This is a genomic window from Nocardia uniformis NBRC 13702 (genome assembly GCF_001613345.1).
Taxonomy (GTDB): domain Bacteria; phylum Actinomycetota; class Actinomycetes; order Mycobacteriales; family Mycobacteriaceae; genus Nocardia; species Nocardia uniformis.
In genome coordinates, this window is the sequence record NZ_BDCE01000019.1 from 216,443 (window position 1) to 240,222 (window position 23,780).

The 23,780-nt window shown below is 65.9% G+C and carries 19 protein-coding genes; 13 read left to right on the forward strand and 6 right to left on the reverse strand.

Annotation, left to right across the window (positions count from 1 at the left end):
- The 3 genes from NU1_RS05965 (at position 1) to NU1_RS05975 (ending at position 3,799) form a co-directional block, all read left to right on the forward strand.
- The gene (locus NU1_RS05965) at positions 1–885 is read left to right on the forward strand and encodes a DUF8832 domain-containing protein (RefSeq protein WP_067518149.1); all 885 of its coding nucleotides are present in this window, start codon (positions 1–3) and stop codon (positions 883–885) included.
- A complete protein-coding gene (locus tag NU1_RS05970; RefSeq protein ID WP_067518150.1) occupies positions 885–3,122 on the forward strand; it encodes a heavy metal translocating P-type ATPase in 2,238 nt (745 codons plus the stop codon). Before NU1_RS05965 ends, NU1_RS05970 begins: the two co-directional genes overlap by 1 nt.
- A gap of 149 nt (positions 3,123–3,271) precedes the next feature.
- Positions 3,272–3,799 (forward strand): LpqN/LpqT family lipoprotein, encoded by a 528-nt coding sequence (locus NU1_RS05975; RefSeq protein ID WP_067518152.1) that lies wholly within the window; start codon positions 3,272–3,274, stop codon positions 3,797–3,799.
- Between the two features lie 82 nt (positions 3,800–3,881).
- Here NU1_RS05975 and rsmA read toward each other — a convergent pair whose 3' ends face one another.
- Positions 3,882–4,760: a 16S rRNA (adenine(1518)-N(6)/adenine(1519)-N(6))-dimethyltransferase RsmA gene (rsmA, locus tag NU1_RS05980; RefSeq protein WP_067518154.1), complete on the reverse strand. Its 879-nt coding sequence runs from the start codon at positions 4,758–4,760 to the stop codon at positions 3,882–3,884.
- A gap of 387 nt (positions 4,761–5,147) precedes the next feature.
- Positions 5,148–6,308, reverse strand: coding sequence for an alpha/beta hydrolase family protein (locus NU1_RS05985; protein ID WP_067518156.1), 1,161 nt, complete (start codon positions 6,306–6,308; stop codon positions 5,148–5,150).
- 232 nt (positions 6,309–6,540) lie between these two features.
- On the opposite strand from NU1_RS05985, the gene NU1_RS05990 reads away from it, so the two are divergent.
- Positions 6,541–7,308, forward strand: coding sequence for an SDR family NAD(P)-dependent oxidoreductase (locus tag NU1_RS05990; protein ID WP_067518157.1), 768 nt, complete (start codon positions 6,541–6,543; stop codon positions 7,306–7,308).
- Positions 7,309–7,330: 22 nt separating this feature from the next.
- Here NU1_RS05990 and NU1_RS05995 read toward each other — a convergent pair whose 3' ends face one another.
- Together NU1_RS05995 and NU1_RS06000 are read right to left on the reverse strand one after the other, a co-directional pair.
- Positions 7,331–8,461 (reverse strand): resuscitation-promoting factor, encoded by a 1,131-nt coding sequence (locus NU1_RS05995; protein WP_067518399.1) that lies wholly within the window; start codon positions 8,459–8,461, stop codon positions 7,331–7,333.
- A gap of 332 nt (positions 8,462–8,793) precedes the next feature.
- Entirely contained in the window at positions 8,794–9,621 is an 828-nt protein-coding gene (locus NU1_RS06000; protein WP_067518159.1) for a TatD family hydrolase, read from the reverse strand.
- 67 nt (positions 9,622–9,688) lie between these two features.
- Between NU1_RS06000 and metG the strand changes: the two genes are divergently transcribed.
- Complete coding sequence (metG, locus tag NU1_RS06005) at positions 9,689–11,248, forward strand: methionine--tRNA ligase (RefSeq protein WP_067518161.1); 1,560 nt, start codon at positions 9,689–9,691, stop codon at positions 11,246–11,248.
- 72 nt (positions 11,249–11,320) lie between these two features.
- Here the strand turns inward: metG and NU1_RS06010 are convergent, their stop codons facing one another.
- Entirely contained in the window at positions 11,321–12,247 is a 927-nt protein-coding gene (locus tag NU1_RS06010) for an SMP-30/gluconolactonase/LRE family protein (protein ID WP_067518162.1), read from the reverse strand.
- Positions 12,248–12,696: 449 nt separating this feature from the next.
- Here NU1_RS06010 and NU1_RS06015 point away from each other — a divergent pair, with 449 nt between their 5' ends.
- From NU1_RS06015 to NU1_RS06045, 7 genes are all read left to right on the forward strand, one after another.
- Positions 12,697–13,749 (forward strand): 3-oxoacyl-ACP synthase III family protein, encoded by a 1,053-nt coding sequence (locus tag NU1_RS06015; RefSeq protein ID WP_067518164.1) that lies wholly within the window; start codon positions 12,697–12,699, stop codon positions 13,747–13,749.
- 1 nt (position 13,750) lies between these two features.
- Positions 13,751–14,668, forward strand: coding sequence for a beta-ketoacyl-[acyl-carrier-protein] synthase family protein (locus tag NU1_RS06020; RefSeq protein WP_067518166.1), 918 nt, complete (start codon positions 13,751–13,753; stop codon positions 14,666–14,668).
- Positions 14,665–16,341, forward strand: coding sequence for a fatty acid CoA ligase family protein (locus tag NU1_RS06025; protein WP_067518168.1), 1,677 nt, complete (start codon positions 14,665–14,667; stop codon positions 16,339–16,341). Before NU1_RS06020 ends, NU1_RS06025 begins: the two co-directional genes overlap by 4 nt.
- The gene (locus NU1_RS06030) at positions 16,338–16,613 is read left to right on the forward strand and encodes a hypothetical protein (RefSeq protein WP_067518170.1); all 276 of its coding nucleotides are present in this window, start codon (positions 16,338–16,340) and stop codon (positions 16,611–16,613) included. Before NU1_RS06025 ends, NU1_RS06030 begins: the two co-directional genes overlap by 4 nt.
- A 70-nt stretch (positions 16,614–16,683) precedes the next feature.
- Complete coding sequence (locus tag NU1_RS06035; RefSeq protein ID WP_067518171.1) at positions 16,684–17,727, forward strand: NAD-dependent epimerase/dehydratase family protein; 1,044 nt, start codon at positions 16,684–16,686, stop codon at positions 17,725–17,727.
- A gap of 35 nt (positions 17,728–17,762) precedes the next feature.
- Complete coding sequence (locus NU1_RS06040; RefSeq protein WP_067518173.1) at positions 17,763–18,959, forward strand: peptide synthetase; 1,197 nt, start codon at positions 17,763–17,765, stop codon at positions 18,957–18,959.
- The gene (locus NU1_RS06045) at positions 18,956–21,103 is read left to right on the forward strand and encodes an MMPL family transporter (protein ID WP_067518175.1); all 2,148 of its coding nucleotides are present in this window, start codon (positions 18,956–18,958) and stop codon (positions 21,101–21,103) included. Before NU1_RS06040 ends, NU1_RS06045 begins: the two co-directional genes overlap by 4 nt.
- Positions 21,104–21,145: 42 nt before the next feature.
- Here the strand turns inward: NU1_RS06045 and rsmI are convergent, their stop codons facing one another.
- Positions 21,146–21,994 carry a 16S rRNA (cytidine(1402)-2'-O)-methyltransferase gene (rsmI, locus tag NU1_RS06050; protein WP_067518177.1) on the reverse strand — a complete coding sequence of 283 codons (849 nt, stop codon included), beginning with the start codon at positions 21,992–21,994 and terminating at the stop codon, positions 21,146–21,148.
- Positions 21,995–22,133: 139 nt separating this feature from the next.
- Here rsmI and NU1_RS06055 point away from each other — a divergent pair, with 139 nt between their 5' ends.
- Entirely contained in the window at positions 22,134–23,741 is a 1,608-nt protein-coding gene (locus NU1_RS06055; protein WP_245719963.1) for a dolichyl-phosphate-mannose--protein mannosyltransferase, read from the forward strand.
- Positions 23,742–23,780 lie beyond the last annotated feature (39 nt).

The window sequence follows — 23,780 nt, forward strand, 5'->3', positions numbered from 1 at the left end:
ATGAACGATCGACTGAAGTTCGCCGCATTCGGCGGCGGCTTGGTCGTCTTGTTCGGGGCCGCGCTCGGGATCGGCGCCCTGGTGGGCGACCCGAGCCCGGCCCCCGAACACGACACCATCCGAACCGAGGCCATCGACAGCCTGGGTCTGTCCGACAGCGAGTCCGGATACACCCTCGGCGAGATCACCGCACCCGCCGCCGCGAATCAGCCCGGCGCCCTGACTTTCCGGATCACCGGCCCGAACGGGACCGTGACCGCCTACGACAAACAGCACGAGAAGGACCTGCACCTGATCGTGGCCCGATCCGATGCCAGCCAATTCCGGCATGTGCATCCGACCATGGCCGCCGACGGCACCTGGTCCATCGATTGGAAGTGGAACGAACCGGGTACCTACCGGGTGTTCGCCGATTTCGCACCCAGCGGAGGATCGGGCGATCTGACGCTGAGTCGGACCTTCACGGTCGCCGGGAACACGGTGGACCGGCCCCTGCCACCGGCATCGCGGACCGCCGAGGTGGACGGCTATCGCGTCACCCTCACCGGCGATCTGTCCACTGCCGGAGGCGAATTGAAGTTCACCGTCGCCCGCAACGGGAAGCCGGTCACCGATTTACAGCCCTACCTGGGCGCGTATGCGCACCTGGTGGCGCTGCGGGCCGATGATCTGGCATACCTGCACGTACATCCACAGGGCGAGGTGGGCAGGACGCCACCCGGCCCCGAGGTGGCGTTCCACGCGGAGGCACCGACCGGCGGCGAATACCGCCTGTACCTGGACTTCTCACATAACAACGCGGTTCATACCGCCGAATTCACCATTGCGGCAAACGCACCCGCCACGGACGCACCCGCGCCCGGAGGACACGGAGGAGGTCACTGATGAGCGCGCCAGCCACTGAACGGTCCGTCGAACTCGAGATTGGTGGCATGACCTGCGCCTCCTGCGCCTCCCGAATCGAGAAGCGGCTCAATAAGATCGATGGCGTCACCGCGACGGTGAACTATGCCACCGAGAAGGCGAAGATCAACTTCCCGGAGTCGGTCGACGCCTCCGATCTGATCGAGCAGGTCACCGAGGCCGGGTACACGGCCGCCGTTCACACCACCGAACCGGTGAAAACCGAGTCGGCCGACAGTGATTCGAAACCCAGCGCCACTCGGGAGCTGCGGCACCGACTACTCGTGAGCCTCGCGCTGGCGCTGCCGGTGGTGGCCATGGCCATGATTCCGGCGCTGCAATTCACCAATTGGCAGTGGCTTTCGCTGACCCTGGCCGCACCCATCGTGGTGTGGGGTGGTGCGCAGTTCCACCGTGCCGCCTGGATGAACGCCAAGCACGGTACGGCCACCATGGACACGCTGATCTCGCTGGGCACCATCGCCGCCTTCGGGTGGTCGGTGTACGCGTTGTTCTTCGGCAACGCCGGTACGCCCGGCATGAAACACCCGTTCACCCTGACGATTTCGCGTGGTGACTCGACTGCCGCGCTGTACTTCGAGGTGGCGGCGGTACTGATCGTGGCCATTCTGGCCGGGCGGTACTTCGAAACCAGGTCCAAGGAGAAGGCCGGTTCGGCGCTGCGGGCGCTACTCGAGCTCGGCGCCAAGGATGTGTCGGTACTGCGCGGTGGCGTGGAAGTCCGGATCCCGGTCGGCGATTTGAAGGTCGGCGACGAGTTCCTGGTGCGGCCCGGCGAGAAGATCGCCACCGATGGCGTTGTGATGAAGGGCAGTTCAGCCCTCGATATGAGCATGCTGACCGGTGAGCCGGTACCCGTCGAGGTGGGCCCCGACGATCAGGTGGTCGGCGCGACCGTGAACGCGGGCGGCATGCTGACCGTGCGTGCCACCCGGGTCGGCGCGGATACCCAACTGGCGCAGATGGCACTGCTGGTGGAGGACGCGCAGAACGGTAAGGCGGAGGTACAGCGTCTCGCCGATCGGGTATCCGGTGTGTTCGTCCCGATCGTCATCGCCATCTCTGTTGCGGCGCTGGGCTTCTGGCTCGGTACCGGTGCGGCCGTGGCGACCGCGTTCGGCGCCTCGGTAGCGGTGCTGATCATCGCCTGCCCGTGCGCCCTGGGCCTGGCCACCCCGACCGCGCTACTGGTCGGCACCGGACGTGGTGCGCAGCTGGGGATTCTGATCAAGGGTCCGCAGGTGCTGGAATCGACTCGACGCATCGATACCGTGGTGCTCGATAAGACCGGCACCGTCACCACCGGGAAAATGTCGCTGGCGGAAGTGATTGCGGCCGATGGCGTGGACTCGAGCGAATTGCTCGCGGTGGCCGCCGCGGTGGAGCACGGCTCCGAACACCCGGTCGCCAAGGCCGTGGTGGACGGCGCGAAATCCAAGGGTCTGTCCCTGGAAGTCGTGGAGCAGTTCGTATCCCACGGTGGCAAGGGTGTGCAGGGCCTGGTCGGTGAGCGGGCGGTCGTCATCGGACGCACCGAACTGCTCGACGACTGGTCGGTGTCGGTGCCGGAGCCCCTGGCCGAGGCCAAGTCGCAGGCCGAAAAAGCCGGACACACTGCCATCCTGGTCGCCTGGGACGGTCGGGCCCGCGGTGTCCTGGTGATTGCCGACGCCATCAAACCCACCAGCGCCGAAGCCATTACGGACCTGAAGGCCCTCGGCCTCACCCCCGTCCTCCTGACCGGCGACAATGCCGCCGCAGCCCGCACCGTCGCGGACAAGGTCGGTATCGACGAGGTGATCGCCGAGGTCCTGCCCAGCGACAAACTCGACGTCATCAAGCAGCTCCAGGACCGAGGCAAGGTAGTGGCGATGGTCGGCGACGGTGTCAACGACGCCGCCGCCCTGGCCCAGGCCGACCTGGGCCTGGCCATGGGCACCGGCACCGACGTAGCCATCGAAGCCAGCGATATCACCCTGGTCCGAGGCGACCTCCGGACAGTGGCGGCAGCCATCCGCCTGTCCCGGGCCACCCTGCACACCATCAAGGGCAATCTCTTCTGGGCCTTCGGCTACAACGTCGCCGCCATCCCCCTGGCAGCGGCCGGCCTGCTCAACCCCATGCTCGCCGGAGCCGCCATGGCCCTGTCCAGCGTCTTCGTAGTGAGCAATAGCCTCCGCCTGCGCCGCTTCAAGTAATCCAACGAATCCGAACGGACCGCTCAACATCCCAAACGGATGCCTGAGCGGTCCGTTCGTCATACTCCGGCTCGCCCAACCGCCCGACGGCCGACGCACCATGGCAGACTCGCCCCCAGCTATCCACAATCGAGCCCAGAGGACATCTCTTGACTGCCCCCACCGGCCCCGATGGGCTGCTCAGTGTTGCCGAATACCTGACCGCGACCGACGTTATGGTCTCTGCGGTCGACCCCGATGCACCTGGGGCACCGCGGGTTTCGTTCCCGGTGCCGGATGGTTGGCAGCAGCTGGACCGGACCATGTTTCCCGGGACCTCCGGCGTGTGGGCCACCACGCCCGAGGACGGCTGGGCCGACAACGCCGTCCTGATGATCGCGCACTTCTCCAAGCCGGTCGACCCCGAAACCCTGCTCGCCTGCGGTTTCACCGACGCCCGCCGGCTGCCGGAATGGCACGAACTCGACACCCACATCGGCGAATTCGACGGTTACCCGTCTTCAGCCATCACCGGCACCTACGCGGTCCCACCACTGACGCTGTGGGCATACAACCGCTACCTCATCGTGAGCGCCAACGACGACCAGTACCTGGTCCAGCTGACCGTCACCGTCCGCACGGACCGCGACGGCTCGGCAGCGTCCGACATCGTGGCTGGGCTGTCGGTTACTGTCTGACGGCCGTGCCCGCCAAGCCCATCCCACAGCGACGCCGAGCCGTATGCGGCGGCCCACCGGATGAAGTTGGCGGCTGGCTCGGTCAGCCCTGTTCGGCGAGGCGGACGAAGGCGGCGGTGTCGAGGGTTTCACCTCGGGCGGTGGGGGCGATTCCGGCTGCGAGGAGGCGCTTTTCGGCTTCTGCGGGGGAACCGGCCCAGGCTGCCAGGGCGGCGCGGAGGGTTTTGCGGCGTTGGGCGAAGGCCGCGTCCACCACCGCGTAGACGCGTTTGCGGAAGGCGTCGTCCTGGGGCCAGGGGGAGGTTTCGAAGCGGTCGATTCGGACCAGACCGGATTCGACTTTGGGGACCGGCCAGAAGATTTGGCGGCCTACCGTGCCCGCGCGGCGGACGGGGCCGAAAAAGCCCGCTTTGACGCTGGGGACGCCGTAGATGCGGCCGCCCGGTTCGGCTGCCAGGCGGTCGGCTACCTCCAGCTGGACCATTACCAGAGCTGTTCGGATGGTGGGGAATTCGGCCATCAGGGTGAGGAGGACGGGGACCGCCACGTTGTAGGGGAGGTTCGCCACCAGGGCGGTGGGGGCGGCGGGGAGGTCGGCGGCGGTGACCTTCATGGCGTCGGCGGGAACCACCGTCAGGCGGTTCTTCAGCTCGGGGGCCCGGGCGGCGACGGTGTCGGGCAGGGCGCGGGCCAGGACGGGGTCGATCTCCACCGCGATGACCTGGTCCGCCATATCGAGCAGGGCGAGGGTCAGCGAGCCGAGTCCCGGGCCGACCTCCATGACCACATCGTCGCGAGTAACTCCGGCTGTCGTCACGACGCGGCGCATGGTGTTGGCGTCGTGGACGAAGTTCTGGCCGAGCTGTTTGGTGGGGCGCACGCCCAGCCGGTCGGCCAGCTCCCGCACTTCGGCGGGACCTAGAAGAGCGGCTTGACCACGGGCGACATCGGGCTCGGACACGCCGCCAAACGTATCAACCCCGGCCGGGCGGCCCGCGCACCACGCCCTCACGTAGTACGAACCGGCATGCCTGCGCTCCAGGACCGACCACCACGGACGTGATCGCCGCCCCCCGGAGCGGGTACGGCCGCGTTCACTCGCGGTGAGCTCAGTACTCCGACGGACGCCGCCGGTCGTCCGACCCGAACAGCAAGCGCACCAACACCACCGCGCCGCAGTCCGCGGTCGACTGGGGCGGGGGAATTCAACCAGCTGGCTTGTCGGTGCGAGAGCGCCCGGTCGATCCGGCCCGCACTCGGCCGGGATCCACCCGCTCAGTGTGCCGACAGAGGTGGTGGATTCGGCTGAAAAGCATGCCGGAATGACGCTGTCGGACGGCGTCACGTCTCAGGGCTGGGTCGGGGTGGACAGCACGCGCGCGACGAAACTCTCGATCGCCGTCCACATCTCCGGATTGAGCTCGGTGTGCTGCCCCATGCCGACCACGGTGGCGAAGTCGACGCCATTGGCGGCGAACTGAGCGGCCAGAGCGGCGTGCAGCGGGGAGGGAACCACCGTGTCGGCGGCATTGAGCAGCAATAGGATCGGGGCGTCGTAGCCGCTGGTGGGTACGGTCATGTAGGTGTCGATGGCGGCGCGGAACCGGGGGTCGCCGAGCGGACGGGAGAACAGCTCACCGAGCGCGACGCCCTGTGTCAGTTTTGCGATATCCGCGAAGCACTTACTTCCGGCCTCATCGAGAATGCTCGTGCCGAGCGGAGTCAAGTAGCTGTCCAGATCGAGCTCAGGATGGGTCTCGCGCAGTCCGGCGAACATCATCACGACGAAACCGTTGATCATGGCGCCCGACGTGCCCGGGATCTCGGGGAAGTAGGGACCGCCGAGGGGGACGAGCTTTTCCACGTCGGAGGACGGGTCGACGGCGATGGTGCCGCGGAAGTCGAGGTCCGGAGCCAGCGCCGACTGGAGATTGGCAGTGCCGAGCGCGGCATGGCCGCCCTGCGAGAAGCCGGTGACGGCCCAGCTGCGCGACAGGTCGGGGCGGGCGGCGCGAGCGGCCTTCACCAGGTCGATGGTCGCCGTCGCCTCGGAACGCAGTTCGAGATACGGGTGCGGTCCCGTCTCGAACCGACCGAGGCCGAGCAGGTCGGGAGCGACGACGGCGAAGCCCTTGTCGACGAAGTACTGGAGAATCGCGTCTTCCTGGGGACGGCTGAAAACACTCGAGGCGCTTTGCCCGCCGCAACCGGGTCCGAGTCCGGAGGTGCCGTGGTCATAGGCCATGATCGGCCACCCACCGGCCGGAGCCGGTCCTTCGGGCAGCATGAGCGCACCGCTGGCTGGCACCGCTTCACCATTCGAGCGCGTGGTCCAGTAGTCGACGGAGTAGCCGTTGGCCGCCCCGCGCCACCCGGCGGGCTGGGCCGCCACCGTGATCGGTGTCCCTTCGGCCGCCGCCTGCGCCGGAGCTCCGGGCACGCTCAGCAGCGCACTCGCCGAGATCGTGGCCGCCGCCAGGGCACGCGTCCATCCACCGAGCACTCGCATCAATCCTCCATCTGGGCCCCGACCCGGTTATTCGACCGGTCGAAGCCTAACGGAGTTGATCATCAGTCCAGATGAGAGTTCTCTGGCAATTTGCCCACCGGGACAGGGTGGACTTCAACAGGGATTCAAGGTTTGCCAGCGTGTAACCAGCACGCATGCCGCCCAGTTCGACCCCGCCTCCGAACCCGCACGCGCCATTGACCGCATCTATAACTTGTTCTAATTTCGGTCGATGAACCGCAGATACGACGGACGTCGCGTCATTGTCACCGGAGCCGGCTCGGGAATCGGTCAGGGCATCGCCCTGCGACTACTTGCCGAGGGCGCTCACCTGGTCGCCGCCGACATCAATGCCACCGGACTCGCCTCCACCGTGGAGGCCGCCCCTGCCGACCAGCGCGAGCGGTTGCGCACCATGGAATTGAATGTCGCCGACCAGGCATCGACCCTCGCCACCGTCACCGAGGCGATCGAATTCCTCGGCGGGCTCGATGTTCTCGTCAATGCCGCGGGCATCATGCGCGCCGGACACCTGCACGAGATGCCCCTGGAAACCTGGAATCAGGTGATCACGGTGAACCTCACCGGCACCTTCCTGATGATTCAGGCCGCCCTGCCGCAGCTGCTGGAATCGCAGCACTCGGTAATCGTGAACTTCTCCTCCACAAGCGCTTTCGGTGCCGCCCCGTATATGGGCGCGTACGCGGCGTCGAAGGCCGGAGTCAATGCGCTCACCCACTCCCTCGCCCTCGAATACTCGAAAAAGGGTCTGCGCGCGGTGAATATCGTTCCGGGCGGCATCAGCACCGCCATCACAGCCGGGCTGGATGTGCCCGCCGACGCGGACTGGAGCCTGATGGCGCGACTGCCGGGCTGGCTCGAGGGTGGGGCGCTCGGCAAGCCGGAGGACATCGCCGGTGTGGTGGCGATGGTGGCGTCCGAGGACGGCCGCTATATGACCGGCACCGAACTCCGCGTCGACGGCGGTGCGCTGATGTAGCCGAAACGACGGAGGACGGGAGTCAGCTCAGGCCCATGCGGCTGGTGCAGGAGGGCCAGGCACCCCAGCCCTGACGCTGACGGGTCACCTCGGCGATGGCGATCTGCTCTTCGCGAGTGGCCAGGTCGGCGCGGGGCGCGTAGCGGGTGCCGCCCTGACGCTGCCAGGTATTCAGGTCGAACTGAATGCCGCCGTAGTACCCATTGCCGGTATTGATGGCCCAGTTGCCACCGGATTCGCACTGGGCCAAGGCATCCCAGGTGGCCCCGTCCTGAACCTCCGGCACCTCGGTGCCCGGCTTCGCACCCTTGCGCACCGTCTTCGGCTGAGCCGGGACGAGAACGTTCGAGTCGATCAGCTCCCGGCCCGCCTCCTTGCCGTTCACGATGGAGACCGCGAACGTCGCGTCGTGTACGCCGGGTACGCCCGGATTCTCCACGACGGTGCGGCTCATATTGAGTTCCGGATCCTCGATGACGATTTCCGGCGGATCCAGTGCCAGCCCGCGCTCGGTGTGATTCTCGACCACGCGGCGGGTGACGACGATCTTCATGCCATCGGAGAGCGGGGTACTCGCGGCCGGTTCCACGGTGTCCTGATTGACCAGCGGACGGCCCTGCACCTTCAGTAGTTCACCGACGGTGGGCGCGGCCAGCCGAACCAGCATGGGAGCGCCGCCGTTATCGGCGAGTTCGAGGGTGCGCGGACTGGTGACGAGCAGCTGTCCGCCTTCCAGCGGCAGCGGTGTCGGCCGGGCCGGGGAGGTGAATACATCGCTGGGCAGGCTCAGTTTGACCAGCGCCTCGGCGACGGTGAGCGCGGTGGTCCACACCTTCTGCTGCTGGCCGTCGACGGTGAGTGCGACCTCGCGGGCCCGGTTCAGCGTAATGGTGTCGCCGTCGGAGACCTTCGAACTCGCCGTCGGGCTGACGTCGTCCTTGCTGTCGATCGAGAATCCGGCCGCCTTCACCACACCGCGCACATCGAGGTACATGGTGCTCTGGGTGATTTTCTGGCCGTCCACCACGACGGTGACCGTCTTGTGGTTCAGGATGGCCAGTCCCGCGCCGACGATGAGCGTGACGAGCATCGCCGCGATCGCGCCGTACAGCAATGGCGATCGCGACGAGTTGATCTTAATCAACGCGTTCATGGGGAATCCCGGCATGGTCACAGTACGATAACGAGGGGGTTAGGAATTGACAACCTAAACGCGCGTACCGGCGTGTTTCACAATAACGAACCGATATCGAACTGCAGGTTGGTCACGATTCGGCTAGATCATAGTGAGACAAACCACATCGCGCGAGTCGGGGCCGACCTCGCACAATTCCTGCGAGCTACCTCCGTCATTCCGGAGCCGCCCTCGTCATTCCGGCATGCTTTTGGCCGGAATCCACACCCCTTATGAGTGATCCTGGATCCCGACCGCACACATGCCGAGATGACGAGCCCCCTACGTGGGGACACACCGGATGACGCGGCTCAGATTCCGTACACCCGCCGCGCATTCGCGGTCGTGATCTTGGCCAGCTTCGCCGGGTCCTGTTCGCGCACCTCCGCCAGCGCCCGCACCGTGTACGGCAGGCAGTACGGCTCGTTCGGCGCGCCCCGGAACGGATGCGGGGTCAGGAACGGCGCATCGGTTTCCACCAGGATCAACTCGTCCGGAACCAGCTTCGCCGCCTCCCGCAATTCATGAGCGTTCTTGAAACTCACGGTGCCGGAGAAACTCAGCACATAGCCCTCTTCCGCGCATGCGATGGCCATGTTCGCGTCGGAGGAGAAGCAGTGGAAGATCACCGTCTCGGGCGCGCCCTCATCCAGCAGTACCGCCAGCAGATCGTGATCGGCCTCGCGGTTGTGGATCATGAGCGGCTTGTCGAGGCGTTTGGCCAGGTCTATATGCCAGCGGAAACCCTCGACCTGCTCCTCGATATCGGCGCAGCCGTCGAGTTTGCCGGGCCAGTAGTAGTCCAGACCGGTCTCCCCGATGGCGACCACGCGCTCGTCAGCGGCGAGTTTCTCCAGCTCGGCCTTGGCGGCGTTGTCGAGCGCGTTGGCCCGCGTCGGGTGCAGTGCGACCGCCGCGAACACCCGCAGATCCCAATTCGCCGCACGGACCGCGAACCGGGCGGCATCGAGATCATCGGCGATCGTGACCACCTGGCGCACACCGACGGCTTCGGCCCGATCGACAATGGCCGCAACCGATTCCGCATCGGTCGCACCGCACGCGTCGAGGTGCGTATGCGCGTCCACCAGGGGGGACAGCGGTTCCGGCGGTTCCGGTGCGGGTCGGGTGTTACGCATCGACACCACCGGTTCCAGGGATATTGAGGCGAGCGGCTGGGGGCACGCAGATTAGAGTAGACACACCATGAGTGCATCCGATCGCCCCTCCTTTTATGTCACCACGGCCATCGCGTACCCGAACGGCGCGCCGCATATCGGACACGCCTACGAGTACATCTCGACCGATGCGCTCGCCCGCTTCAAGCGGCTCGACGGATTCGACGTGTTCTTCCTGACCGGTACCGACGAGCACGGCCAGAAGGTGCAGCAGGCCGCGAAGGCCGCCGGTGTACCGGAGGCGGAGTACGCGGCGGGCAACTCCGATGTGTTCGAACGCATGGACAAGGCCCTGGAGATCTCCTTCGATCGGTTCATCCGGACCACCGATTCCGATCACCACGCGGCGTCGGTCGCCATCTGGGAGCGGATGGCCGCCAGTGGCGATATCTACCTCGACACCTACGCGGGTTGGTACTCGGTGCGCGACGAGGCCTTCTACACCCCCGAGGAGACCACCGTCCTCGAGGACGGCACCCGCATCTCGACCGACACCAAGACGCCGGTCGAGTGGACCGAGGAGTCGAACTACTTCTTCCGCCTGTCCAACTATCAGGACAAGCTGCTCGAGTTCTTCGAGCGGCACCCGGAATTCATCGCGCCCTCGACGCGACGCAATGAGATCGTCTCCTATGTGAAGGCGGGCCTGAAGGACCTGTCCATCTCCCGCACCACCTTCGACTGGGGTGTGCCGGTACCGGGCGATCCGGCGCACGTCATGTACGTATGGGTGGACGCGCTCACCAACTACCTCACCGGTGCCGGCTTCCCCGATACGAATTCCGAATCATTCCAGAAGTTTTGGCCCGCGGATGTGCACATCATCGGCAAGGACATCACGCGCTTCCACTGTGTGTACTGGCCCGCGTTCCTGATGTCGGCGGGGATCGAGTTGCCGAAACGCGTTTTCGTGCACGGGTTCCTGTACAACAAGGGCGAGAAGATGTCGAAGTCGGTCGGCAATGTGGTCGATCCGATGGAGCTCGTCGACACCTACGGGCTGGACGCGGTGCGGTTCTTCCTGCTGCGGGAGATCTCCTACGGGCAGGACGGCTCCTACAGCCATGAGGCCATTGTGGGGCGGATCAATTCCGATCTGGCCAATGAGTACGGCAATCTGGCGCAGCGCTGCTTGAAGATGGTCGCGCGCGACTTCGGAAGTGCCGTACCGACTCCCGGTGAATTCACCGAGGAGGACACGGCGCTGCTCGACCGTGCCCGTGGACTGCTGGAGAAGGTGCGCGCCGAATACGACCAGCAGCAGCTTCATCTCGGCCTGGAGCACCTGTGGCTGACCCTCGGCGAGACGAACCGCTACTTCTCGTCGCAGGCACCGTGGACACTGGCCAAGTCGGGTACGCCCGAGGACGTCGCCCGGGAGGGCACCGTGCTCTACGTGACCATGGAGGTGCTGCGGATCGTGTCGATCCTGGTGCAGCCGGTGATTCCCGGTGCGGCGGGCAAGATTCTGGATCTGCTGGGCCAGACCGGACGCGAATTCGCCGATGTCGCCACCGCACTCGAGCCGGGTATCACGCTGCCCGAGCCGGAGGTCGTATTCCCGAAGTACGTGGAGCCCAAGGCATAAGCCGCCCTCACCCGTCATTCCGGCATGCTGCCCCGGCGCGTCGGGTTACGCACCGAGGTGACGGGTGGGCTGTCAGGGCGTCAGTTTCGTGACCGTGCCGAGGAAACTGGTGGCGTACAGCGAGTGCGAGTCCCAGCCCGGACCCGAGCCGAACCGCACCGAGGTGACGAACGGAAGCCCTTCGGCGACAACACAGGTGCGGGCGGTATCGGGATCGACACGTACCACCTGTCCCGCCAGATTCAACGCCACGTACACCGCACCGTCGGCGCCGACGGTGAGATCGTCGGCGGAGTTGAGCGGCCCCAGGCCCGGCACGGTAATGCGGAGCGGCGGCACGTCCGGGCGATCGATATCAATGGCGGCGATTGTCGTGGTGGCGTCGAATGTGGTGGAGACGAACAGCTTTCGACTGGCCGGGTCATAGGCGAGTCCATTGGTGGAGGTCAGCTGCGGAGCCAATGGCGCGGTGCTGCCGTCGGGGGCGATACGGGTGAGCGTGGTGTCCGCGCCCAGATCGCGACTGACGACGAAGCCGCCATCGGGGAGTCGGGCCAGACCGTTGGGCATACTGAGTCCGGTCGCCACGGTGGTCACCGCGCCGGTATTCAGGTCGATGGCGCGGATGGCGCCGTCAGGTATGCCGGATAGCCCACTGCGCAGGGCATTTCCGGAGTTCACATAGGCGGTGTCGCCGGAAACGACTATGCCGCCCGGGGCTTCCACGGTGGCGGCGAGCGTGCGGGTGCCGTCGGCGGCGAGGCGGTGAACTCCCCCGCCGGAGCCGGTCAGCGAGATTTCGGAGAGCAGCAGTCCGCCGCGGTTGTCGAAGCCGAGGTTCTCCAGCGAGCCGAAGCCGGATGCCACGGTGGTCTTGGTCCACTGTTCACAGGCCGGTACGGCGGTGTCGGCGACCGCAGGTCCGATCCCGGTTACGGTCGCGAGAACTCCCAGTTGGATGGCGGCGATACCGCCGGTCAGGGCTGCCCGAATTCGCATTCCCATACGGTAATCGCCAATGGTGCGGGAAATCTACCGTCACGTGAACAGCGAAAATGCCTGTCGCCCAGACAGTTTGCCTCGCCCTCTCGGACCGGTACGGACCAGCGGTGATCACCGGGCACTTCCAGGCGCGTGCTCGGTGAAGTCACTCACAGCGAAACTGTCAGTCCGATAATCGAGATCGACTCCGGATCGGGCGAGCACTCGGTAACCGCCTGTTGTCCACGGCCCACCGACGGCATCGACATCCCCAGCTCATCATCACGAATCCACCGGTAGCCCAACCGGCGACATTTACTGCAACCGGCGGTTATACAAAAACCGACCGACCAATATGTCTCAGACAGTTACCCTCGATCGATGCTGTCGCGGACGTAGTTACCGTCGGGTAGCCTCTATGCATCCCGGCTATCGAATGAATTGCTCCCTACTTCCCAGGAGTTTCCGTGTCGCATTCTCGATTCGAGGCGATCGGCGCTTATCTACCGTCGAAACGCGTCACCACCGAAGAACTCGTATCCCAGTTGAAAGCATCACCCGGCTTCGATCTCGAAAAGATCACTGGCGTTAAGGAACGGCGCTTCCGCTCGACCGAGCCCGATAATCTCGAGGATTCATTCACACTTGCCATGAACGCGGTGGAGGACTGTCTTTCGAGGTCACAGTACTCTGGCAGCGATCTGGACGTGATCATCTCCACCTCGATCACGCGCAGTAAAGACGGCACCAAGATGTATATGGAACCGTCGTTCGCCGGTGCCATCGGCCGTGCTATCGGGGCACGCGAGGATGTTATCGCCTTCGATCTCTCGAATGCCTGCGCTGGCATGCTCACCGGAACCTACATTCTCGATCGAATGATTCGTTCGGGCACTGTTCGGCGCGGAATTGTAGTCAGCGGTGAGGCCATCACGCCTATCGCGGAAACCGCGGTCGAAGAAATATCCGAGAAATACGATCTGCAATTCGCTTCGCTCACCGTCGGTGACTCCGGTGCGGCCGTCGTATTGGATCAGGCGGTCGACGACGCCGACAAGATCCACTACATCGAGCTGACCACGGCATCGGAGTTCTCGCACCTCTGCCTGGGCATGCCCAGTGAGAAGTCGCAGGGCGTTGCGCTCTACACCGATAACCGGAAGATGCACAACGAGTCGCGGTTCCTGCTGTGGACCGACACGCAGGGCGGGTACCTGGAGAACCAGGGCGGCAGCTTCGCCGACGAGAATTTCGACTACATGATCCACCACCAGTTCGGCGCGGGTGCCATTCCGTACATGAATGCCATCGCCGAGCGCGAGTTCGGCGTACCGATGCCGCCAGATCTCAATGTCATCGAGAAGTACGGAAACACTTCCACCACTTCGCATTTCATCGTGCTGCACGATCAGCTCAGCCAGCAGTCGATTCCGTCCGGATCCAAGGTCCTGATGGTTCCGGCCGCTTCCGGCGTGGTCGCCGGGTTCCTGTCCACCACGATTTCATCCCTGAAGGTCTGACATGGGCGTGCGCATCAAATCCACCGGCACCAGCCGGGATACCACCGACACCTTCAGCATTGTCGAGCACAGCGCTCGCGCGGCGAAGCAGAGCCTGGAGCGGGCCGGCGTGCGGCCCGATCAGGTCGGCGTGCTGATCAATACCGGGGTCTTCCGCGATAACAACACCGTGGAACCGGCCATCTCGGCGCTGATTCAAAAGGCCGCCGGTATCGGGCTCGACTACACGAAGGAAGATCCGCGGTCGTTCTCCTTCGATCTCATGAACGGCGCGGTCGGTGTACTGAACGGCGTGCAGGTGGCCCAGTCGGTACTGGCTACCGGTAGCGCCGACCATGTGCTGCTGGTCTCCGGTGACACCCACCCGTCGCTGTCCCGCGGCGTCGGCGACGACGAATTCCCCTATGCCACCTCCGGTGCCGCGCTCCTGCTGGAGATCACCGAGGAGCCGGAGGGCTTCGGCCGGGTGCACACGGTGTCGGGTGCGGGTACGCCCGCCGTCGAGTCCTATGTCGATATTTCGACCATGGGCAATCAGGGTCGCGGGCTCATGACCGTCGACCGGGAACCGGATGCCGAAGACCGGCTGCTCGCGGTCGCCGCTCGGGCAGCTCGGGCCGCGCTCGGCGAGGCGGGTGAATTCGATCCCGCCACAACGGTATTGATTGCCTCCACGCCGAGCGCGGCGTTCCCGGAGCGGCTGGCGGCCGAATTGGGTATCGCGGCGGAGGCGGTGCGGACTCCCGACCTGTCGCAGGGCGACCCGCACACTGCCACCCTGTCTCTGGCCTATGATGCTGCGGCGCAGGATGATTCGCTGAGCGAGTTCGCCCAGGTGTTGTTCGTCGCCGCCGGTGCCGGGCCGTCCGCCGCGGCCGTGCTCTACCGGCTGCCCGCCCTCGCCGGAGCCACGGCGTGACCGCTGGGACCTATTGGAAGGCCCTCGACCGCTTTCGGGCGGTCGTGGCCGACCAGCCGGACCGCGAGGCGGTGATTTTCCCGGACGGTAAGAGCCCGGCCGGGCTGCCGGATTACGGGACGCTCAGCTACCGCGAGCTCGACGCCTGGTCCGACACCATCGCCGAGCGGCTCACGGCCGCCGGTGTCGGTCGCGGCACCCGCACCATCGTGCTGGTACTGCCCAGCCCCGAGCTGTACGCGATCATGCTGGGGCTGTTGAAGATCGGCGCGGTACCCGTAGCCATCGATCCGGGTATGGGGCTGACCAAGATGCTGCGGTGCCTGCGCGCCGTCGATGCGGAAGCCTTTATCGGTATTCCGCCCGCACATGCCGCCCGGGTGCTGTTCCGGCGCTACTTCCGCGATGTTCGAGTGACGGTCACGGTCGGCAAGCGTTGGTTCTGGGGAGGACCCACGCTGGCGAGCTGGGGCACCACACCGGCCGGGCAGCTCCCGGAGCGGGTGCCCGCACCGGACGACGAACTGCTGCTCATCGCCTACACCACGGGCAGTACCGGTCCCGCCAAGGCGGTCGAGATGACGCACGGAAACCTCTCGGCCATGGTCGATCAGGTGGATGCGGCCCGCAATCGGGTGGCACCGGGCACCTCGCTCATTACGCTGCCGCTGGTCGGCATTCTCGATATGCTGCTCGGCTCGCGGTGTGTACTGCCGCCACTGATTCCGAGCCAGGTCGGTTCCACCGATCCGGCACATGTGGTCGATGCCATCAATCGGTTCGGGGTGCGGACCATGTTCGCCTCACCCGCCGTCCTGATTCCGCTACTCCGGCATCTGGAGAAGCAGGGCACGGAAGTGCCTACGCTGCACAGCATCTACTCTGGTGGCGCGCCCGTGCCGAACTGGTGCATCGCGGGCCTGCGTGAGGTGTTGAACCCGGATGCGGAGATTCACGCCGGATACGGGTCCACCGAGGCACTGCCCATGTCGACCATCGAATCGCGGGAACTGTTCAACGGGCTGGTGGTGCGGGCGCAGCAGGGCGAGGGCACCTGTATCGGGCGGCCCAGTGCGGGCGTGCGGGCACGGGTTGTCGCGATTACCGATGAGCCGATTCCGACCTGGGCCGATGCCGACGAGCGATCCGGAGACCTGTACGCCACCAATGGTATTGGTGAGCTCGTGGTCTCCGGGCCGAATGTCAGTACGCGGTACTACTGGCCGCAGGAGGCCAATGTCGCGGGCAAGATTCACGATGGCGATGTGATCTGGCACCGCACCGGCGATCTCGCCTGGCTCGACGCCGAGGGCCGAATCTGGTTCTGCGGGCGCAAGAGTCAGCGTATTCACACCGCCGACGGTCCGGTGTTCACCGTGCAGGTCGAGCAGGTTTTCAATATCGTGCCCGGCGTGGCCCGGACCGCTCTCGTCGGTGTCGGCGAGCGCGGACGGCAGCAGCCGGTGCTGTGTGTGGAGGCCGATCAGGGCGCAGACGTCGACTCGGTCTCCGTGGCGCTGCGGCAGCGCGCGGCCGAATTCGAGGTCACCGCCAAGGTTTCCCGATTCCTGTTCCATCCGAAATTCCCCGTCGATATTCGGCACAATGCCAAGATCGGCCGCGAGCAGTTGGCGGTCTGGGCGGAACGTCAGCTCGGAGCGGAGAAACGATGAAAGTACTGGCACTGCGGTCGGTCCCGATCCTGGGGTGGTTGTACCTCGCGATCGGCCTGATGGCCGCCCTGACCGGTCGCGCACCCGCCAATCGGCTACTGCGCGCGGTCTTCTGGATCGACGCGTTCCTCAGCATCGTCGTGCACGCGGCCCAGATCCCGGCCGCGCTGCGCGCGGCCGAGGGCAGCGGTAAGTCGCCGGTCGAGACGGCCGTGCTGACGCAGATCTTCGGACTCACGTGGTGGAAGACGCAGGAGGCGAGCCCAGCATGAACGGTCAAGGCCCGGAGGAGGCAGCTTGCGTAACCACGCAGGGCCTCCGGTCATACATAGTGGACACAGTATGAAGGCGCTGGTGACGGGTGCGTCCGGATTCCTGGGCGGCGCGATTGTGCGTCGTCTGATCCGCGACGGTTCCTACGATGTGGCGATTTTGGCGCGGCCCACCAGCAATCTGGGCGATCTCGCGGAGGTGATCGACCGGATCGAGGTCATTACCGGTGATCTGACCGACACGGCCTCGCTCGACAATGCGACCAAGGGCGTGGATGTGGTGTTCCACAGCGCCGCCCGGGTGGATGAGCGCGGTACCCGGCAGCAGTTCTGGGCCGAGAATGTGACCGCCACCGAGCAGCTGCTGGCTGCGGCGAAGCGCAATGGGGCGGCGAAGTTCGTCTTCATCTCCAGCCCGAGTGCGCTGATGGATCGCGATGGTGGCGATCAGGTTCTCGTGGACGAATCACTGCCCTACCCGCGCCGGTACCTGAATCTCTACTCGGAGACCAAGGCCGCTGCCGAACGTGCGGTGCTGGCAGCCGATTCGGCGAACTTCGCAACCTGTGCGCTGCGGCCTCGGGCCATTTGGGGTGCGGGTGACCGGAGCGGTCCCATCGTGCGACTGCTCGGTAAGGCCGCCGAAGAATCACTGCCGGACCTGTCGTTCGGCAAGCAGGTGCACGCCTCGCTGTGCCATGTCGACAATATCGCCGAAGCCGCCGTGCGGGCCGCGGCGTCCGAGAATATCGGCGGTAAGGCATATTTCGTCGCCGATGCGGAGCAGACCGATGTGTGGGGCTTCCTCGGCGAAGTGGCCGCTGAACTCGGCTATGCGAAGCCCTCCCGGCAGCCGAATCCGAAGGTACTGAACGCCGTCGTCGCGGTGATCGAAACCATCTGGCGCATACCGTATGTGGCCACTCGGTGGTCGCCGCCGCTTTCGCGCTACGTGGTGGCGTTGATGACCCGGACCGCCACCTACGACACCTCGGCCGCCACCCGCGATTTCGGCTATCAGCCGGTCGTGGATCGGGCGACCGGACTGACCGAACTCCTGGCCTGGCTCGAAACCCAGGGCGGCGTCGAGGAATTGACCAAGAACATTCGGTGACCGTCTCGTCGGTGACCGCGCAGCAGAGGCGAGTTATGAGCAACGACACCGGCTTCCGCCGACCCATCTCCCCCACCGAATTCCTCTACTTCCCGATGCGGGATCTGGCCGCGCCATTCCTCATGCAGCTGGCTGTGGAGGGTACGGGCACGGTTGATCCCGAGGAGCTGCGGCGTGCGGTTGCCGTGGCGGCGGCGGCCAATCCCGGTGCGCGGCTGATCCGGGACGGCAAGTGGTGGGTGGACAGCGGGGTCGCACCCGCGGTGCGGGTGGTCGCGCACACGCTGCAATACCCTGCGCTGGAAGCGGATCCGGTGCTCACCAGCCCGATCGGTCCCACCCCGGAATCGACGGTGGAGCTGCTACTGCTGACCGGCGAGACCACCACCATCGTATTCCGCGTCTTCCACGGCGTCATGGACGGTATGGGCATGGTCATGTTCGCCACCGATGTGTTGCGGGTGCTGCGCGGCGAGGAGCCGGTGGGCGCGGCCGACCCGGTGGCCGACTACGAGCTGGTGCGGCAGGTGGGTGCGCCCGGTCGCCCGACACTCATGAATCCGAGGTTCCGGTCCGCTGTCGGGCGCGGACGGCAGGAGCCGGGTGAGCACCGGCATCTACTGCGCACCCGCACCATTCACGCCACCGGTCCCGGAGCGCTCATGCGGGTCGCGTCGATTCTCGTCGACGAGGGTGGGCCGAAATCGCGCATTATGATTCCGGTCGATCTGCGCCGCCACGATCCGGAGCTGCGGTCCACCGGCAATCTGGCCCTGCCGCTCTTCCTCGATGTGCGACCCGGCGTGAATGCCAAGCAGCTCAATGAATTGAAGCGCACCGGTCTGCGGGAGCGCCGGGAGCTCAATCAGATGGACAATAGTGGGCTGACGAAACTGCCTCCGGTCGTGGGGCGTTCGCTCCTGCGGGTGTTGAATGTCGTCGGCTCGCGCTGGGGTTTCAATCTCGCCTCGGCCACCGTTTCCCATATGGGTCGCTACGACCTGGACGAACTCGCGGTACCCGGCTTCACGCCCACCTCGGTACGAATCCTGCCGCAGCACAGTGTCGCCATGCCGCTGCTTTTCGGTATCACCGAAGCCGGTGGGCGGACCGAACTCACCGTCTCCGCACGCAGTGGACGTGGTATTCCGGACCGTCTCGAAGCCCTGCTGGACCGGATTGTCCACACCCTCGAAACCGAATTCGCACAATCGGATTCGGCGGCGTCATGACCGCGTGGGCGCGGGTGGTCGTCGCCCGCCCGCGACTGGTGCTGGCGGCGGCCGTGCTGTTCGCCCTGCTGTGCGGAGTATTCGCGACCGGACTCGCGGATAAGGTGAGCGCCGCCGGGTTCACCGATCCGGGCGGGGAATCCACCGCTGTCGACCGGTGGGTGAAAGACACGCTGGGGCCGCAGAACCCGGACATCATCGCCATCTACACCGTGCCCGAGGGGCAGACCCTCGCCGATATCGGGCCGCGGATTCAGGAGGCGGTGGGCCGGATCGACCCCGCGCTGCTCGACCGGCCGGTCGAAACCTATTGGAACAGTGCACGACAGCAGTACCTGCATTCCGCCGATGGTCGTCAGGCTCTGGCGGTCGTCTTCGCGGCCGGTGACGACAACCGCCGGATCGCGGTCTTTCCCGAGATCGCCGCTGAACTGAAGGTCTCGGGTATCAGCACCCAGCTGACCGGTTACAGCGCGCTGGCCGATGAGATCAGTAATCAGTCCCGGCGCGATCTCATAGTCGCGGAGGCGATCTCGATACCGCTCACCGCGATTGTGCTGGTGCTGGTGTTCGGCGGGATAGTCGCCGCGCTGCTCCCGGTGGCGGTCGGCTCGCTCGCCGTGATCGGTGCGCTGGGCGCGGTGGGGCTCATTGCCCAGTTCACCGAGGTCAGCGTATTCGCGATGAATGTCGTCTCACTGCTGGGGCTCGGATTGGCGATCGATTACGGGCTTTTCGTGGTCGGGCGGTTCCGTGAGGAGCTGACGCAGGGGCGGTCGGTCGATGAAGCCGTCACCCGGGCACTGCTCACGGCGGGCCGGACGGTCACCTGCTCCGCGCTACTGCTGATGTGCGCCTTCGCGGGTACCTTCGTCTTCCCGCAGGCGGTGCTACGCTCCCTGGGGTTCGGTGCGATCGCGGCCGTGGCCTTGGCCGCGCTGCTCTCGATTACCGCCCTGCCCGCTGCCCTCACGCTGCTCGGCCCGCGCATCCGCAAGTGGAGTTGGCGCGCGGACGCCTACGAGCGCGCCGAGGTACGTGCACAACGCTTCTGGGGTCGGGTCGTCACCGCCGTGATGCGCCGACCCGGCACCGTCGCCCTCGCGGTCGGCGCACTGCTGCTCGTGCTCGCAGCCCCGTTGACCGGGGTTCGGCTCGGCGATGTCGACCACACCGCGCTGCCCGCGGGCAATGAAACCCGGGTCGCTGTCGAGGAATTGAGTGCGGGCTTCCCCGCCGCCAATAGCGGTGCCACCATACTGCTGCGCGAAACCGACGGCACCGCACCGGCTCCCGCCACCGTCGCGGCCGTGCTGCGCGAACTCGGCGCGGTACCCGGTGTGCGGCAGGCGCTCAATATCGGCACCCGCGACGAGGCCGCCGTCATTCACACCGCACTGGCCGCGCCGGACCGGTCCCCCGCCGCGCAGGAGACCGTGAAACACATACGCGACCTGCGTATCGACGGTGTCGACCTGACCGTTGGCGGTGAGAGTGCCGCGACCGTGGACAGCGTGACAGCGGTCCTCGATGCCATGCCATTGATGATCCTGGTCATGGTCGCGGCGACCCTGCTGGTGCTGGTACTGACCTTCCGCTCGATAGTATTGCCCATCAAGGCCGTACTCATGGCCTTCCTCAGCCTGGCCGCCACCTTCGGCGTCCTCACCTGGATTTTCGACCAAGGTCATCTGGCCGATACGTTGGGCATCAGCCCCGGCCCACTCTCCGCCGGAATGATGGTCCTCATTATCGCCGTGGTCTTCGGCCTCTCCACCGACTACGAGGTGTTCCTCCTCTCCCGCATGAAGGAAGCCCACGATGCCGGCGCCGACACCACCGAATCCGTCCGCACCGGCACCGTCCAGACGGCCCGCGTAATCACAGCCGCCGCAACCCTTCTCATACTGATAACCGGGGCGTTCACGCTGTCCCCCCTGACCCCGATGCGCTTCCTCGGCCTGGGCATGGTCATCGCCCTCGTCATCGACGCCACCCTGGTCCGCATGCTCCTCGTTCCCGCCCTGGTGAAGTTGATGGGCGAAGCCAACTGGTGGATGCCGGGCCGAAAACTCCCTACGGAACCACGGAAGACGTTGGCACCCACCGTCGATGCCGAGGCCAATGCCTCGGCCCTGCCGTAGCCCCCACCGAGATCGGTATCAGAGGTCGACACCTGCCCTGGACTATTCGGCCGGGCGGGCCGCGAGTACCGCGTCGTAGAGCTCTTTGCGGGAAGCGCCTGTGGCGGAGGCTACTTCGGCGCAGGCGTCTTTGAGGCGGAGACCCTTTGCGGCGAGCGCTTCTACGCGATCGACCAGATCTTCGGGGTTGGCTGAAACCGGCTGGGCACCTTCGAGAACCACGGTGATTTCGCCGCGGGCACCTTCGATGGCCCACGCGGCCAATTCGGCCAGGGTGCCGCGGACTACCTCTTCGTAGGTTTTGGTGAGTTCACGGCAGACCGCGGCGCGGCGGGTGAGGCCGAGGACTTCCACGGCGTCGGCGAGGCAATCGGCGAGGCGGTGGGGCGCTTCGAAGAAGACGCAGGCTCGGGGTTCGCCCGCGAGGGTGCGGAACCATTCCTTGCGTTGACCGGATTTGCGAGGAGCGAAACCGTCGAAGCAGAAGCGTTCCACCGGAAGGCCGGACAGCGCGAGGGCAGTGGTGACCGCCGAGGGGCCGGGGAGGCAGGTGATCGGCAGCTGGTGTTCCACGCAGGCGGCGACCATCCGGTAGCCGGGATCGCTGACCGAGGGCATTCCGGCATCGGTGACCAGCAGCACCGTGCGGCCGTTCTCGATCTCTTCCAGCAGCATCGGAATACGGGCGGTTTCCACATGGTCATAGAAGCTGACAACTCGGCCGCCGATCTCGATACCGAGGGCCTTGGCCAGCGAACGGGTGCGGCGGGTGTCCTCGGCGGCGACTATTTCGGCCGAGGCGAGAGCGTCGCGCAAGCGTTGGGAGGCGTCGCCGATATCGCCCATGGGGGTGGCCGCGAGCACGAGACGGCCTGTCGACTCGCCGCTCATCGTGCTCCTTTTCGTCGTCACCATCCGATACCACCGCCCCGCACAGCATACGGTCGGGCGAATCACCGGCCGCTCGGACTGCCGCGCGGCGTCCTCACCGGCACGCGACCGCCGCGACCGCACCACATAACATCGGGGCGTGACCCCGGTGACCGATATGCGACCGTCCACCCCGAGCAGTGGGGTGGCGCTGTCCAGTCCGGCACCGTTGCGGCCCTCGACCGACCCCGGACCGACCGATCGGGTGCGCGGGTGGGTGGTCACGCTGGTGCTCACCGCCATCGCGGCATTCACACGATTCCTCATGCTGGGGTATCCGACCGACGGTAAGACACCGGTATTCGACGAGAAGCACTACGCACCGCAGGGCTGGCAGATTCTCACCGGCAACGGGGTCGAGGACAATCCGGGCTACGGACTGGTGGTGCATCCGCCGGTCGGCAAGCAGATGATCGCCATCGGTGAGGCCATCTTCGGTTACAACGGGTGGGGATGGCGGTTCACCGCCGCCGTATGCGGAACCATCCTGGTGCTGTTGGTGATTCGCATTGTGCGGCGCATGGCGCGGTCCACCCTGATCGGTGCGTTCGCCGGAATCGTATTGATCGCCGACGGCGTCACCTTCGTATCCTCGCGCATCGGCATGCTCGATATCTTCCAGACACTGTTCATCACGGCGGCTTTCGGCTGCCTCATTGTCGACCGCGATGAAATACGCGCCCGTATGGCGAAAGTCGATATGGAAGGGCGGATCCGGGACAGTCCCTACGGCCCGCGTTTCGGTGTCCGCTGGTGGCGGTTCGGAGCGGGTGTGCTGCTCGGGCTGGCATGCGGAACCAAATGGTCCGGCCTGTATTTCGTGGTCGCCTTCACCGCGCTGAGCCTCGCCTTCGATATCGCCGCGCGCCGCGGATACCGGGTGCGGATGCCCTGGCAGGGCACCGCGCTGCGCGACCTCGGCCCCACCGTCTACGCCCTGGCGGTGGTTCCGGTACTGGTGTACCTGATGACCTTCTGGGCCTGGTTCGCCAATGAGACCAGCTACGACCGGTGGGCGGTCGGCGGGGCCAAGGTCGGCAGCGACGGGCTGTTCTCCTGGGTGCCGGACGCACTGCGATCGCTGTGGTTCTACGGCGGCGAAGTACTCAGCTTCCACGAGGGGCTCACCAATTCGGCGGGCAATCACCATCCGTGGGAGTCGAAGCCGTGGACCTGGCCGATGGGGTTGCGGCCGATGCTCTACTACTACGCCGACTCGGGCGTCACCGGCTGCGGGAGCTCGCAGTGTGTGAAGGCCATCATGCTGATCGGTACACCCGCCATCTGGTGGCTCGCGCTGCCGGTGCTGGGCTGGGCGATATGGCGGACGCTGGTGCGCCGCGACTGGCGGTACGCCGCGATCCTGGTCGGCTACGGCGCGGGTCTGCTGCCGTGGTTCCTCTCCCTCGACCGGCAGATGTACTTCTTCTACGCGGTGCCGCTCGCGCCATTCCTGGCCATGGCGGTGGCGCTCGTGCTGGGCGATATCCTCGGGCACGCCGCGCCGAGCGGGCGGCAGCTGACCGGTGCGGTGGGCTGGCAGCAGTTCACGCCGACCAGCGAACGGCAGGGGTTGGGCCTGCTCATCGTCTGCCTGTATCTGGCGCTGGTAATCGCCAACTTCATCTGGCTGTGGCCGATTCTCACGGCCTATCCGATTACGCCGGGTGACTGGCACGATCGGCTCTGGCTGCCCAGTTGGCGGTGACCTGCTCGCCCGTCATCCGGCGGCCCTGCCCGCCGTCAT

Coding starts and splice junctions, on each gene's coding strand:
- rsmI (WP_067518177.1), bottom strand. CDS start 21,994: ATGAGCGGCGAGTCGACAGGCCGTCTCGTGCTCGCGGCCACCCCCATG.
- NU1_RS06040 (WP_067518173.1), top strand. CDS start 17,763: ATGAGCAACGACACCGGCTTCCGCCGACCCATCTCCCCCACCGAATTC.
- NU1_RS06030 (WP_067518170.1), top strand. CDS start 16,338: ATGAAAGTACTGGCACTGCGGTCGGTCCCGATCCTGGGGTGGTTGTAC.
- NU1_RS05990 (WP_067518157.1), top strand. CDS start 6,541: ATGAACCGCAGATACGACGGACGTCGCGTCATTGTCACCGGAGCCGGC.
- NU1_RS06045 (WP_067518175.1), top strand. CDS start 18,956: ATGACCGCGTGGGCGCGGGTGGTCGTCGCCCGCCCGCGACTGGTGCTG.
- NU1_RS06035 (WP_067518171.1), top strand. CDS start 16,684: ATGAAGGCGCTGGTGACGGGTGCGTCCGGATTCCTGGGCGGCGCGATT.
- NU1_RS05970 (WP_067518150.1), top strand. CDS start 885: ATGAGCGCGCCAGCCACTGAACGGTCCGTCGAACTCGAGATTGGTGGC.
- NU1_RS05965 (WP_067518149.1), top strand. CDS start 1: ATGAACGATCGACTGAAGTTCGCCGCATTCGGCGGCGGCTTGGTCGTC.
- NU1_RS05995 (WP_067518399.1), bottom strand. CDS start 8,461: ATGAACGCGTTGATTAAGATCAACTCGTCGCGATCGCCATTGCTGTAC.
- NU1_RS06000 (WP_067518159.1), bottom strand. CDS start 9,621: ATGCGTAACACCCGACCCGCACCGGAACCGCCGGAACCGCTGTCCCCC.
- NU1_RS06020 (WP_067518166.1), top strand. CDS start 13,751: ATGGGCGTGCGCATCAAATCCACCGGCACCAGCCGGGATACCACCGAC.
- NU1_RS06010 (WP_067518162.1), bottom strand. CDS start 12,247: ATGCGAATTCGGGCAGCCCTGACCGGCGGTATCGCCGCCATCCAACTG.
- NU1_RS05985 (WP_067518156.1), bottom strand. CDS start 6,308: ATGCGAGTGCTCGGTGGATGGACGCGTGCCCTGGCGGCGGCCACGATC.
- metG (WP_067518161.1), top strand. CDS start 9,689: ATGAGTGCATCCGATCGCCCCTCCTTTTATGTCACCACGGCCATCGCG.